The sequence below is a fragment of the Tritonibacter litoralis genome (genome assembly GCF_009496005.1).
Taxonomy (GTDB): domain Bacteria; phylum Pseudomonadota; class Alphaproteobacteria; order Rhodobacterales; family Rhodobacteraceae; genus Epibacterium; species Epibacterium litoralis.
On the sequence record NZ_WIBF01000001.1, the window covers coordinates 290,076 to 303,722 of the forward strand.

13 protein-coding genes and 1 tRNA gene are annotated in these 13,647 nt (G+C 57.5%); 12 read left to right on the forward strand and 2 right to left on the reverse strand.

All coding sequences use genetic code 11. The annotated features are described in order from the left end of the window. The first annotated feature begins 145 nt into the window (after nt 1–145). The 8 genes from GFB49_RS01390 to GFB49_RS01425 all read left to right on the forward strand — a co-directional run bounded on the left by GFB49_RS01390 (nt 146) and on the right by GFB49_RS01425 (nt 8,114). Nucleotides 146–1,420 carry an ABC transporter substrate-binding protein gene (locus GFB49_RS01390; protein ID WP_153214011.1) on the forward strand — a complete coding sequence of 425 codons (1,275 nt, stop codon included), beginning with the start codon at nt 146–148 and terminating at the stop codon, nt 1,418–1,420. A gap of 143 nt (nt 1,421–1,563) precedes the next feature. Then, a complete protein-coding gene (locus GFB49_RS01395) occupies nt 1,564–2,460 on the forward strand; it encodes a branched-chain amino acid ABC transporter permease (protein ID WP_153214012.1) in 897 nt (298 codons plus the stop codon). Then, complete coding sequence (locus tag GFB49_RS01400; RefSeq protein ID WP_153214013.1) at nt 2,457–3,434, forward strand: branched-chain amino acid ABC transporter permease; 978 nt, start codon at nt 2,457–2,459, stop codon at nt 3,432–3,434. Before GFB49_RS01395 ends, GFB49_RS01400 begins: the two co-directional genes overlap by 4 nt. A 1-nt stretch (nt 3,435) precedes the next feature. After that, on the forward strand, nt 3,436–4,218 hold the full coding sequence (locus GFB49_RS01405; protein ID WP_153214014.1) for an ABC transporter ATP-binding protein: 783 nt from the start codon (nt 3,436–3,438) through the stop codon (nt 4,216–4,218). Continuing rightward, on the forward strand, nt 4,218–4,877 hold the full coding sequence (locus GFB49_RS01410) for an ABC transporter ATP-binding protein (RefSeq protein WP_153214015.1): 660 nt from the start codon (nt 4,218–4,220) through the stop codon (nt 4,875–4,877). The genes GFB49_RS01405 and GFB49_RS01410 overlap by 1 nt, the downstream gene beginning before the upstream one ends. 14 nt (nt 4,878–4,891) lie before the next feature. Beyond that, nucleotides 4,892–6,061 (forward strand): iron-containing alcohol dehydrogenase, encoded by a 1,170-nt coding sequence (locus tag GFB49_RS01415; protein ID WP_153214016.1) that lies wholly within the window; start codon nt 4,892–4,894, stop codon nt 6,059–6,061. Between the two features lie 16 nt (nt 6,062–6,077). Next, nucleotides 6,078–7,556: an NAD-dependent succinate-semialdehyde dehydrogenase gene (locus GFB49_RS01420; RefSeq protein ID WP_153214017.1), complete on the forward strand. Its 1,479-nt coding sequence runs from the start codon at nt 6,078–6,080 to the stop codon at nt 7,554–7,556. A 183-nt stretch (nt 7,557–7,739) separates the two neighbouring features. Next, nucleotides 7,740–8,114, forward strand: a complete 375-nt coding sequence (locus GFB49_RS01425; RefSeq protein ID WP_153214018.1) for a hypothetical protein — start codon at nt 7,740–7,742, stop codon at nt 8,112–8,114. A gap of 67 nt (nt 8,115–8,181) precedes the next feature. Here the strand turns inward: GFB49_RS01425 and GFB49_RS01430 are convergent. Both GFB49_RS01430 and mepK read right to left on the reverse strand, forming a co-directional pair. Then, nucleotides 8,182–8,258, reverse strand: a tRNA-Arg gene (locus GFB49_RS01430). A gap of 169 nt (nt 8,259–8,427) precedes the next feature. Beyond that, entirely contained in the window at nt 8,428–8,997 is a 570-nt protein-coding gene (gene mepK / locus GFB49_RS01435; RefSeq protein WP_153214019.1) for a peptidoglycan L,D-endopeptidase MepK, read from the reverse strand. Nucleotides 8,998–9,365: 368 nt separating this feature from the next. Here mepK and GFB49_RS01440 point away from each other — a divergent pair, with 368 nt between their 5' ends. Genes GFB49_RS01440 through GFB49_RS01455 form a run of 4 tightly spaced genes read left to right on the forward strand, consistent with a single transcriptional unit; the run spans nt 9,366 to nt 13,623 of the window. Continuing rightward, nucleotides 9,366–10,985: a L,D-transpeptidase family protein gene (locus tag GFB49_RS01440; protein WP_153214020.1), complete on the forward strand. Its 1,620-nt coding sequence runs from the start codon at nt 9,366–9,368 to the stop codon at nt 10,983–10,985. 38 nt (nt 10,986–11,023) lie between these two features. After that, nucleotides 11,024–12,097: a UDP-3-O-(3-hydroxymyristoyl)glucosamine N-acyltransferase gene (lpxD, locus tag GFB49_RS01445; RefSeq protein WP_153214021.1), complete on the forward strand. Its 1,074-nt coding sequence runs from the start codon at nt 11,024–11,026 to the stop codon at nt 12,095–12,097. Between the two features lie 48 nt (nt 12,098–12,145). Beyond that, the gene (locus tag GFB49_RS01450) at nt 12,146–12,406 is read left to right on the forward strand and encodes an acyl carrier protein (RefSeq protein ID WP_153214022.1); all 261 of its coding nucleotides are present in this window, start codon (nt 12,146–12,148) and stop codon (nt 12,404–12,406) included. Nucleotides 12,407–12,414: 8 nt separating this feature from the next. Continuing rightward, nucleotides 12,415–13,623: a beta-ketoacyl-[acyl-carrier-protein] synthase family protein gene (locus tag GFB49_RS01455; protein ID WP_153214023.1), complete on the forward strand. Its 1,209-nt coding sequence runs from the start codon at nt 12,415–12,417 to the stop codon at nt 13,621–13,623. The last annotated feature ends 24 nt before the right edge of the window (nt 13,624–13,647 follow it).

Consider the following 13,647-nt stretch of genomic DNA (forward strand, 5'->3'; position numbering starts at 1 on the left):
ATTTAAAATGCGGGTTTCTCGGCAGGTTCACACTCAGTTCCGAGGAGGGAACATCGGGGGGAGCCGCGGTTGCAACTTGCACATCCAAAACAGGGTGCAAGACCAATCGCGCAAGTCTTCCCGAAGTGAGAACAAGGAGGACCCCATGGGGATCAAGACCCGCATTCTGACCACCACCGCAACCCTGGCTGCATCGGCAGCGCTGTGCCTGCCGGCCGCAGCTGATGAGGTTAAAATTGGCGTTGTGACATTCTTATCTGGCGGCGCTGCTGGCCCGTTTGGCGTGCCCGCACGAAACGCCGCCGAACTGGTGATTGAGGCGATCAATGATGGCAGCCTGCCTGCGCCATACAACTCCGCAGGACTGGCCGGTGACACCATTGCACCGATTTATGTGGATGAAAATTCCAAACAGAAAAACGCCGACTTCCAGAAACTGGTGGAAAAAGACGGTGTGGAGCTGGTGCTGGGCTACATCTCATCCTCATCCTGCAAAGCAATCGCGCCCGAGGCTGAGAAGCTGAAAAAGCTGACGGTCCTGTTTGACTGTGGCACGCCGCAGATCTTCGAAGAGATTGTCACCGAACCAAAATACACATTCCGCACTGCGGCCACCGCGACCATGGATAACGTGGCCGCCGCACGATACCTAATGGACACTGGTGCGACCTCGGACCGGGTGGCCGGCATCAACCAGAACTACGCCTGGGGACAGGACAGCTGGCGTGACTTCTCAGCCTCGATGGCACAGCTTGCGTCCAAGGCTGAAATCGTGACCGAGCAATACCCCAAGGTCTACGCAGGTCAGTATGGGTCTGAAATCTCGGCCATTTTGACCAAACGCCCCGATGTCGTGCATTCCTCGTTTTGGGGTGGCGATATGGAGGCCTTTGTCATCCAAGGGTCCGCACGGGGCGTGTTTGAACGCTCCAAAGTGGTTCTGACAGCGGGTGAAACCGCGATGCACAGCCTGGCCAAACAGATCCCAGATGGCACGATTATCGGCGCACGGGGACCGCATGGGGATCTAGCCCCGGACAGCGCGCTAAACGATTGGTTCCGCGCAGCCTATGAGGCGAAATTCGGCTCGCTGCCCACATACCCGTCCTATAAAATGGCGCAGGCTTTGTTGGGTGTGAAATCTGCCGCGGACAAGGCAGGTGCATCCTCACAAGACGCCATCATCGCCGCCTTGGCTGGACTGGAATGGGAAGGGCCGTCAGGCAAGGTTTCCATGGCTCTGGCCGGAGGGCACCAGGCCATTCAGGACACGGCCTATGGCACCTTCAAACTGACCGAAGACGGCAAAGGCAGCCTGGTCGACATCATCCGCTATGATGCGACATGTGTGAACCCGCCGGAAGGCAAGATCTCGATCGAGTGGATCAACGCCGGTTTTGACGGCGCAAGCTGCAACTAAACCCAAAGACCGCAGCGACGCTGACATATCCCATTTCGCTGCGGCTGCGCCGGACCTGTTCTCCCCATCTTGACGCAGGTCCGGCCCCAATTTTCCAAACAAACCAAAGACGCCGCACGCGTCTTGAAAGACGGAGATACCACATGCTGACTGCGGTCGCGATCGCAGTGGACGGCCTTGGCTTTGCCGCCTGGCTGTTCCTGTCCTCGGTGGGTTTGACGCTGATTTACGGCGTCATGCGCATCCTTAACATCGCCCACGGAGGGTTTTACGCCCTTGGGGCCTATGCCTCAGCCTGGGCCATCGGGCTTTATATGCAGACAGGTCAGCCTGTGGCGCTTGCCTTTCTGATCATTCCGGTGATGGCGGTGCTTGCAGGCACGGTTGCGGGCTTGCTGATCGAACGCGGCGTGTTGCGGTTCATGTATGGTCGGGACGAGGTGCTGATGGTTCTGGTGACCTATGCGCTGTTCCTGATCCTGGAAGACGTGACCAAGCTGATCTGGGGCACCGACAGCTATGTGGCTTGGCAGCCTGCTTATGCGCTTGGCACCATTGATATCATGGGCATCCCCTATACGGGATACAAATTCATGATCATCGGTGTGGCGGTGGTCTGTGGCGGCGCGCTTTATTGGGGGCTCAGCCATACCCGCGTTGGCAAACTGTTGCTGGTGGTGATCGAAGACCGCGAGGTCGCGGGCAGCTTGGGTATCAATGTGACCCGTTTTTTCACAGTAACCTTTCTGGTTGGCGCAACGCTCGGCGCATTGGGCGGTGCCTTGACCGCACCCGAGATTTCCGTGGTTCCCGGTATTGGCGCCGAGATCATCGTGATGGCCTTTGCGGTGATTGTGATCGGAGGCATGGGTTCCATTCCGGGAGCTGTCATTGGCGCGTTGATCGTGGGTCTGGCACGCGCAACTTCCGTGCATCTTTACCCGCCGGCCGAGCTGTTTTCGATCTACCTCGTCATGGCAGCGGTGCTGGCCGTCAAACCCTATGGGCTGTTTGCCCTCGCAGAGGGGCGTAAGATATGACCCGAGCTGATAAAACCGAATGGGCGCTGATCATCGCCTTTCCCGTGCTGATCGCCGCCGCGCTGCTGCTTCCGTCCTGGATGGTGAACTACATTCAGGTGTCTTTGGGGACTGGTCTGGTGGCGCTTGGCGTGATGATCCAGATGCGGGCAGGGCTGGTCAGCTTTGGACAGGGGCTTTACTTCTGCGTCGGCGGCTATGCGGCTGGGATGGCTGGCAAGTTCCTTGGGATCACCGATTTCTTTGTCCTCCTTGTTTTGGGCGTCGTGGCGGCCCTGGTGATTTCCATCGCGTTGGGGTTCCTCCTGCGCCGCTACCGCGAGATCTTCTTTGCCATGCTGTCGCTTGCGGTTTCCATGATCCTTTATGGGCTCCTCAGCTCCTCCGAGGGGCTTGGATCAACGGATGGATTTAACCTGCCGGTGCCGACCTATCTGTTTTTTGCACCCGAAGGGGACGCCGCACGTATGACGCTTTATGCGTTGACGGCCGCCTTGACCGTGATTTGCGCCATTGTGTTGAATCGCGTGCTGCGCTCGCCTTTGGGAATGATAAACGAGGCCATCCGCGAGAATGAGCTGCGGGTCGAATATCTTGGTTCTTCAGCGCATTATGCGGTGCATGTCACCTATGTGATTGCGGCCTGCGTGTCGTCGATTGGCGGGGTTCTCTGGGCCTTGTCATTAGGTCACGTGGATCCTGAGATGACAAACTGGACTACATCCGGCGCCTTTGTCTTTGTGGTGATCCTGGCAGGCACCGGCAATATCATCGCGCCTTTGGTGGGCACATTCCTGCTGGAAATCCTGCGGGTCTATGCGGTCGAACTGTCGCCCAACACCTGGCAGATGATCCTTGGCACCGTCATGCTTTTGACCATCATCTTCCTGCCCAAAGGTCTGTGGTCGTTGATGGGCCGCAAACCCAAAGCCCAAGGGCCAAGCCCGGACGGCGCGGTCCAACCCGGAGAGTGATATGACTGTTATTCTGGAAACCCGCGCATTGAAGCGCACGTTCGGAGCGGTTGTGGCCGCACATAATATCAACATTCAGATCCACGCCGGAGAGGTCATGGGCGTGATCGGGTCAAACGGCGCAGGCAAGACCACATTTGTGAACATGGTCACCGGCTACCTGCCGCCGTCCTCGGGTGAGATCCTGTATCACGGGGACAGCGTGGTCGGCCTGCCAACCCGGGACATCACCCGCAAGGGGATCTGCCGTTCCTTCCAAATCCCGCAGTTATTTGCAGAGCTGACGGTGATCGACAACATGTTGATTGCGCTCACCATCGCAAACGGCGCGCGACCGGCGCTGATGCGCCGGGCTGTCACCCCGGAATTGGAAGAGCGCGCAATGGCACTGCTGGACCGCTTTGGCATTGCCCATCATGCACAGCGCGAGGTTGGCGTTCTGGCCCAGGGCGTGCGCAAGTTGGTGGATATTGCCATGGCCACCGTGGCCGAGCCGCAGCTGTTGTTCCTGGACGAGCCCACCTCTGGCGTCTCTGCCGATGAGAAAATGGATTTCATGGGGACCTTGATCGCCGCGCTCAAATCCACCCAGACGGCGGTTCTGTTCATCGAACACGACATGGAAATCGTCGAGACGTTTTCACCCCGTGTTGTGGCCTTTTATGAAGGCACCATCCTGGCGGATGGTCCCACGGCCGAGGTTCTGGCCAATGATAAAGTGCGTGAATTTGTGATTGGCGGCGAATTTCACCGAAAATCCGAAACTGAGGGAGGCGTTCACTGATGCTGACGATTGATAATGCAAGCCTGTCGATCCAAGGCATTCCGATCCTGCGGGATGTCTCCTTGGCGATTGAAACCGGCACCACCGTTGGTCTGATTGGCCGCAATGGTGCGGGGAAAACCACGATGATGCGGGCCGTTATGGGCGCTTTGCCGCTGGACAAGGGCACGATCCAGTTTGAACACCAAGCGCTGCATAAAACCCCGCCGCACCACCGGGCGGAACTGGGCATCGGCTATTTGCCGGAAGACCGGCGGTTGGTGCCGCATTTCAGTGTTGAGGACAATATCCTGGTGTCCCTTTGGGCCACCGGCAATGCGGATCGGGCACGGCTGAAATGGGTCTATGATCTGATGCCAGAGATTGGCCGGTTTGCCGACCGGCGGGCCATGACCCTGTCGGGCGGCCAGCAGAAATTGGTCGCCTTGGCACGGGCTTTGGTTGCAGGCAGCAACCTGTTGTTGCTGGATGAACCCTTTGAAGGCGTAGCACCTGCACTGGCGCAACGGCTGATGGAGGTGATCAGCGATCTGCGGCGCGAGCACCTGTCGGTTTTGATCTCCGAATCCGACTACACCCATTCCGAAAAGGTGGTCGACAAGGTCTACGCGATCGAGCGGGGGCAGATCAGCCTGATGCCTCGCGCTGATGCGGCATAACAGGAGCGCGAAACATGAGTGATTTCATCTTCAACACCACACCATCGGTTGTCGTGCGCGCGGGCGGAGCGGCGGATATAGCCGCAGTTCTGTCACCATTTAACTTGGCCCAATCTGCGCCGATCCTGTTTGTAACCGATCCGGGCCTCATGTCCTTGGGGCTCGCAGACGCGGCCCTTGCCAGCCTGAAAGCTGCAGGTCATGCGGTGACCGTGTTTTCCAACATTGAACCAGATCCCAAGGCCACCACGGTTGAAACAGCAGCCCAAATTGCGCGCGACGCAAAGGTGCATGCGGTCATCGGCTTTGGCGGAGGCTCTTCGATGGATGTGGCCAAGGTTGCGGCGCTTCTTCTGGGATCAGACCAGTCTCTGGACGAAATGTACGGCGTTGGATTGGCCAGCGGCCGCCGCTTGCCACTGGTTCTGGTGCCAACCACCGCAGGCACCGGATCCGAGGTCACGCCGATCTCTATCCTGACAACGGGCACGGCAGAGAAGAAGGGGATCAGCTCGCCTTTGATCCTGCCTGACATCGCGCTGCTGGATGCGGATCTGACCCTTGGCCTGCCAGCTGCTGTTACTGCGGCGACCGGGGTGGATGCCATGGTCCACGCGATCGAGGCCTATACCTCCACCAATGCCAACGCCAACCCCGTCAGCAAGGCGTTGGCGGTCGAGGCGCTGCGGCTCTTGTCCGCGAACATACGCACGGTGGTCACAGATGGCACAGACCGCGACGCGCGCGAGGCGATGCTGTTGGGTTCCATGCTGGCGGGCCAGGCCTTTGCCAATTCGCCGGTCGCAGCGGTTCACGCCTTAGCCTATCCCATTGGCGCGCTGTTCAAGGTTCCACATGGTTTGTCAAACGCGTTGGTTCTGTCTGAAGTGATGCGTTTCAATGCCCCCAACGCTATGGCGGCCTATGCTGAACTGGCACCCGTCGTGTTCCCGGATATCGATTTGGACAAGGGCAGCCAGGCGGTCGTCGCTGATTTTATCGCCCGGCTGGATGCGTTGAACACTGAATTGGGGCTGGAACCGGGCTTGCGTTCGGTTGGGATCACCGAAGGCGATTTGGACAAGCTGGCGGCAGACGCCATGAACCAAACGCGCCTGTTGGTGAACAACCCGCGCATTGTGACCGAGGCAGACGCGCGCGCAATCTATCAGGCCGCGCTGTGACGGGCAGGGGAGACATATGACACATTTAGACCTCAACGCCCGCCTGACGCGTCCAGACTTGTTGGTGACCTCTGCCCTGGTGGGCGGCGAATGGGTTTCTGCGGATGCTGCCCACCAGCAGTTCATAGTCACCAATCCAGCCACAGGCGCGGAGATTGCCACCCTGCCGGACCTCGACGTGACAGCGGCCCGCAGCGCAATTCAGGCCGCGGAACAGGCACGCCACAACTGGGCGGCGCAAACGGGTAAAACCCGCGCCAGCGTGTTGCGCCGCTGGCATGATTTGCTGATTAAACACGCCGACGATCTCGCCGAAATCCTGACCGCAGAAATGGGCAAACCTCTGGCCGAGGCCAAGGGAGAAATCCTCTATGGCGCGTCCTACATCGAGTGGTTCGCCGAAGAGGCCAAGCGGATCTATGGCGACGTCATCCCCGGCCATCAGCCTGACAAGCGGATCATAGTGATCAAGCAACCCGTCGGCGTTGTTGCGGGGATCACCCCCTGGAACTTCCCAAATGCCATGCTTGCCCGCAAAATTGCCCCCGCGCTGGCGGTAGGGTGCAGTTTTGTGGCCAAACCAGCGGCTGAGACCCCGTTGTCCGCGCTGGCACTGGCCAAACTTGGAGAAGAGGCCGGTCTACCCACAGGACTTTTGAGCGTGATTACCTCAACGCAGGCAGCGCTCTTGGGGCAAGAGTTCTGCACAAACCCATTGTTGCGCAAGCTGACCTTCACCGGCTCCACCAAGGTGGGCAAGATCCTGATGCGTCAATCCGCAGACCAAGTGCAAAAGACATCCATGGAACTGGGCGGCAACGCGCCGTTTATTGTGTTCAATGATGCCGATTTGGATGCGGCGGTCGAAGGCGCGATGATCTCCAAATATCGCAACAACGGCCAAACCTGCGTCTGCGCCAATCGGATCTATGTGCAATCCGGGGTCTATGATGCCTTTGCAGAGAAACTGGTTGCGGCGGTGGAGGCGCTGAAAGTTGGGCATGGCACCGAGGACGGGGTCACCACCGGGCCAATGATCACCGCGGCCGCGGTCGACAAGGTGGAGGCCCATATTTCCAATGCCACGGCCCGTGGCGCAAAACTGGCCACAGGTGGGTCACGCCATGCTTTGGGCGGGACGTTTTTTGAACCCACGGTTTTGACCGGTGTCACCTTTGACATGGACGTCGCGCGCGAGGAAACCTTTGGACCGGTCGCGCCTTTGTTCCGGTTTGAGACCGAAGCCGATGTGATTGCCCAGGCCAATGATACTGAATTTGGTCTCGCGTCTTACTTCTTTGCGCGTGACTTGGGACAGGTGTTCCGGGTGGCCGAGGCGTTGGAATATGGCATGGTTGGCATCAACACGGGCCTCATATCCACCGAAGTTGCCCCCTTTGGCGGGATCAAACAATCCGGACAGGGGCGCGAGGGGTCAAAATACGGCTGCGATGACTACCTTGAGACCAAGTACATGTGCCTTGGATTGGGCTGATACCCCTGTTTCTCCGTGGGGTCCAAGTCTTGCACCAATTGCTGCGGCCACCCAGGCCACAGCATGAAAAGCGTTAGGTGTTGAATTTGAAGCATTGCCCAAATGCGCCGCATCAATTGACATCATGAATTGCAATTCACTGGCATTCTGTGTTCGAATAATGCTGTTTCAGGAGAAGACTTTATGAACAAGAGCTTTGCAACATATGTGATCCCATTTGCCTGCTGTGCATTGTTATCTGCCTGCGCCGGGGTGCCTGCCAGCAATGAACTGCGGATCGACAATGATGGAAACGGTCGTTTCAGCGGTGTCGCCGGGTCTGCCTTTTCCGATCAAGAGATTATAGAACAGGTCGAACGCCAAGTCTGCGCAAATAGCCCCATCCAAACCTTCCGCCCGTCAATCTTGGCAAGCGCGCCAGAGGTGACGCTTTTTTCAGGCACATGTGGGCCCGCAGGAGCCGGCACCTCAGCCCCTCAAAAAGCTGTACCGGTCACAGCCACACCGCCGCGTGTAAACAGCGCTGGTTGGGATGGCTCCACACCATTTGTGGATTAAAACAAGCATCATCCGCAGTGGGTAAACCGCTCAATGCGCCAACATCGGCCTAAATAAAGAGGGAACATGGCGCACCCGAGAGGATTCGAACCTCTGGCCTCTGCCTTCGGAGGGCAGCGCTCTATCCAGCTGAGCTACGGGTGCCTGTTCGGGCGGTATATCCGTGGGGGCGCGGCACTGCAATGGAAAAATCGCAGTTTTTTGACCAGCATGGGCCAAAGTCACACGGCCATAAAACTATGTTTCAGAAAAACAAAACCCCACCAGATATGGCGGGGTTCTTGGTCTTGGGTGGAACGCGAAGATCAGTTGATCATCCGCGCCATGTGCGCACGTCGCCGCAGTCCATATGGACAAAGTTCGAACCGAAATAGCGGCCAACGCCACCTGCACGGCAGGATTGGGCGGCGGCTGCCATTTGGGACACGCTGCGCGACGCCAGGCGCAGATCTGCGGCCTTGCCCTGCATATGCAAAGAATTCTTGGCCACGCCACGGGACCGACTGCGCAACATCGCGTTGGTTTGCGGGCTGCGATAACCCGACAGCAGCATATATGGCTCGCTCACATCCAGCAGGTTGTGGGATGCGGCCATGATGTCGATGGTGCGTGTGTCGATGGATTTCACCTGGTCGGATCGCCAGTCGCGCATAAAGTGGTTTACCTCTTTCAGCGCGTCTTTGATGTACTGGCCTTCAATCCAGTAAATCATGTCCAGACGTTCACCTGTTCTCCCTGAGTACATGCGGATGCGGCGGATATCACCTGCGCCTCGCAAAAAACCAGCAGCGTTAGCAAACGTCGGGGCTGCGGATACTGCTGTTGCTGCAAATGCGCCCAAGATTGCACGCCGGGTGAACCGGTGGTTGTTGGATTCTGCCATAGTTTCTTCGCCGTCCCGTACGCGAGTTTATCGTCCTGCCTTAGATCTGATGTTACAGACCCGTTATATCGTCCCAATTCGATGCCAAAATCTATGGCACAGCGGGAATCATCTGCCAAGTTTTGTTTACCAAGAATGTAAACTGCAGCGATTTTTAGGCGAAAAATTGCGCAAAAGGGGACGAAGAGACGAGAATTCCCCGTAATTCACTTTGGTGTGATTTTGCTGCTGTGCGCGTGCACCACCTGATAACATAAATCGCTTACATTACAAAAAGTGAGTGGCACAGGGATTGGCTTTGGTCGATATCTCTTTTATCGAACAGCGATTGCCATATATGATCTCTTTTTTTGTCAAGGACCTATGCGATGTCAAAAGGAAAAGCGCCTGCACCCGGAAAACTGTTCAAAGCGGGGCTTTTTGCCTTGGCCTTAGGTGGCTTTGCCATCAGCAGCACCCCGGCGACGGCGCAAGTGACCGCATTCAAGCAATCCTTGGCGGAAGCGGCGTCCAGCGCGCCGGCGGTTGCAGCATTTTATCGTAAAAACGGCTTTGACGCGATCTGGACCGGGTCGGATGATGCCTCCAAGCTGCGCCGCAAAGCTTTGTTCCGCGCGCTGGAAGATGCGCCGGTCCACGGCTTGCCCGACCAAACCGACCGGATCGCAGAGCTGATGGCGCAGTTGAAAGCTGTGCGCACGACCCGCGACCTTGGCGAGGCTGAGGCTGCATTGAGCAAAGCCTTTGTCGAATATGCGCGCGATATGAAAACCGGTTTGTTGGTGCCATCACGCATCGACGATGGCATGGTCCGCAAGAAAGCCGAGCTGGAAGCGGATGTGCTTTTGGCCGGTCTCAAAGACAGCCAACCGTCTGCCTTTATGCGCTCGCTGGTGCCGGATTCCGCGCAATACCGGTCTTTGATGCGGGAAAAACTGCGTCTGGAACAGATTGCCACCAACGGCGGTTGGGGACGCTCTGTGCCCAATGGGAAATACGAACCCGGCGACCAAGGGGCTGGCGTGATTGCTTTGCGCAACCGCCTTATCGCGATGGGGTTCCTGGAACGCAGCGCCTCGGCCACATATGATGCAGCGCTTGCCAATGCCGTTCTGGACTTCCAAGCCTCGCACGGGTTGGAGCAAGATGGCGTTGCCGGTGAAGGTACCATCAAAGAGGTGAACGTCACCGCACGCGAGCGTTTGAAATCGATCATTGTCGCCATGGAACGGGAACGCTGGCTGGCGCCGGAACGTGGCACCCGTCACGTGCTGGTCAACCAGACGGATTTCAGCGCCAAGATCGTGGATGACGGTGAAATCACTTTCCAAACCCGGTCTGTAATTGGCAAAAACACCGGTGACCGCCGTTCGCCCGAGTTTTCGGATGTGATGGAGCATATGGTGATCAATCCCAGCTGGTATGTGCCGCGCTCGATCATCACCAAGGAATATCTGCCAAAACTGCGCGCAAATCCGAACGCGGTTTCGCACTTGCAGATCACCGACAACCGGGGCCGTGTTGTGAACCGGGGCTCTGTGGACTTTTCACAATATACCGCGCGCAGCTTCCCCTTTGCCATGAAACAGCCGCCCAGCACACGCAATGCGCTGGGTCTCGTAAAGTTCATGTTCCCGAATAAATACAATATCTATCTGCACGACACGCCAGAAAAACACTTGTTCTCGCGCGAGGTGCGGGCCTTTTCACATGGGTGTATCCGTCTGCATCAACCGTTTGAATTTGCCTATGCGCTGCTGGCGAAACAGACCGAAGACCCCGAAGCGTTTTTCCAACGCATCCTGAAATCCGGTCGCGAGACCAAGGTTGACCTGAAACAACACGTGCCGGTTCACATCATTTACCGCACCGCCTTTGTGCCCAACAAAGGCCCAGCTGAATTCCGCCGCGACGTTTACGGGCGGGACGCAAAAGTATGGGCTGCATTGGAACGGGCAGGGGTGGCGCTACCCAGCGTTCAAGGGTAAAGGTCAGGGCCAATCCAACTGCTTGAGGAGAGGCCCTGATGTTCACAGTTCGCGAGATTGCAGAGGCCCTGGGGGCAGAGGCTGCCGGAGATCTGGATTTGACCGTCTCTGGTGCAGCAGAACCCCAAGATGGTGCGTCAGGCCTGTTGGCCATGGCGATGGATCCGAAATATGCGGACAAGCTGGCCGAAGGCAATTCCGAAGCCGCGATCCTGTGGGAAGGTGCCGACTGGCAGGCAATGGGGTTGAAGGCCGCGATCTTTGCTGCCCGCCCGCGTATGGCGATGGCTGGGATCACAGCCCAGCTGGACCCCGGTCAGCATTTTGGAGCAGGTATTCACCCTTCGGCCGTGGTTGACCCCACTGCAGAGCTTGGCGATGGCGTTTCAGTGGGGCCGCTGGCTGTCATTGGTCCGCGTGCAAAAATCGGCACCAGTTGCCACATTGGCCCGCAGTGTTTTGTAGGTGCAGACGTCACTTTGGGTGCAAACGCCCAATTGCGGGAGGCTGTGACCATCGGTGCCCGCGCAAGCATTGGCACCAATTTCCGCGCGCAACCCGGCGCACGCGTCGGCGGCGATGGGTTTTCATTTGTCACTCCCGAAGTATCCGGCGTCGAAAAAGCGCGCGAGACCCTGGGCGATCAGGGCGACGTCAAAGCGCAGGCCTGGGAACGCATTCATTCTCTGGGTGCTGTTACGATTGGAGACAATGTTGAACTTGGTGCAAATGTCACCATCGACAATGGCACCATCCGCGACACGGTCATCGGCGATGGTTCCAAATTGGACAATCAGGTCCACATTGGCCACAACACCCGCGTTGGGCGCGACTGTCTGCTGTGCGGACAGGCGGGCATCTCTGGCTCGGTCGAGATCGGCAACAATGTGGTTCTGGGTGGCAAGGTTGGTGTCAGCGACAATGTCTTTATCGGCGACGGCGTGATTGCGGGGGGCAGTTCAATCATCCTCTCCAACGTGCCGGCCGGTCGGGTGATCTTGGGGTATCCGGCTGTCAAAATGGAGACACATACTGAGATGTATAAAGCACAACGGCGTTTGCCGCGGCTGATGCGCGACATCGATGCGCTCAAAAAGGCTGTTTTCAAATAGGCGGCCAGCCATTACATCACCTCAAGCACCAAAGATTGGAGAGGCCACATGAGCATTCAGGATCAGGTTATCGAAATTATTGCCGAACAGGCAGTCCTGGAACCCTCCGACGTCAAACTGGACAGCACGCTTGAAGATCTGGGCATTGACAGCCTGGGTCTGGTCGAAAGCATCTTTGCCATCGAAGAGGCTTTCGACATCTCAGTCCCGTTTAATGCAAATGAACCCGAGCAAAGCGATTTCGACATTTCCAATGTCGCGGCAATCATAGCCGGTATCGAAAAGCTGATCGCAGAAAAGCAAGCCTGAAAATAGATATGAAACGCGTTGTAATTACCGGGGCCGGAACCATCAACTCGCTGGGCCATTCGGTTCCTGAAACGCTGGAGGCCATGCGCGAAGGGCGTTGTGGCATCGGGCCGCTTGACTTTCAGGACGTGGAGCGTCTGTCGATCAAGATCGGCGGGCAGGTCCGTGGTTTTGAAGCCGAAGGGCGGTTTAACCGGCAGCAAATGGTGCTGTATGATCGGTTCACCCAATTCACCCTGATCGCCGCCAAAGAAGCGATCGAGCAATCCGGGCTTGAATTCGTCGGCGATCTGGCGGCCCGGTCCGGTGTCATCCTGGGCACCGCTGGGGGCGGGGTGTCGACCTGGGATGCCAATTACCGATCGGTGTACGAAGACGGCAAAAACCGGGTGCATCCCTTTGTGGTGCCCAAGCTGATGAACAACGCAGCCGCCAGCCACGTGTCGATGGAGTATAACCTCAAAGGGCCAAGCTTTACGGTATCAACCGCCTGCGCCTCCTCGAACCATGCGATGTCACAAGCCTTTCAAATGGTGCGCTCTGGCATGTCTCCGGCCATGGTCACGGGTGGTTCGGAATCCATGTTGTGTTTTGGTGGCGTCAAAGCCTGGGAAGGGCTGCGTGTGATGTCCAAAGACGCCTGCCGCCCGTTCAGCGCCAATCGAAATGGTATGGTTCAGGGCGAGGGTGCCGGGGTCTTTGTGTTCGAGGAATATGAACACGCCAAAGCACGCGGTGCAGAAATCCTGTGTGAGATTATTGGTAGCGCCATGTCATCAGATGCTTCGGATATTGTGATGCCCAGCAAACAGGGGGCCGCGAGAGCCATTTCTGGCGCGTTAAAGGACGCCAATATCAACCCTGCCGAAGTTGGGTACATCAACGCCCATGGCACAGGCACTGCGGCCAATGACAAAACGGAATGCGCCGCCGTGGCGGATGTCTTTGGTCCGCACGCGGACAATCTGATGATTTCCTCTACCAAATCCATGCATGGCCATATGATTGGCGGCACCGGCGGGGTGGAGCTTTTGGCCTGTATCATGGCCTTGCGGGACGGGGTGATTGCGCCGACTATCGGTTACGAAGAGCCCGATCCAGAATGTGCCTTGGATGTGGTCCCGAACGAAGCCCGCGATGCAAACGTCAACGTCGCGCTGAGCAATGCTTTTGCCTTTGGCGGGTTGAACGCCGTATTGGCGTTGCGTGCGGTTTAAACCGGCAGACAGATAAACAAAAAA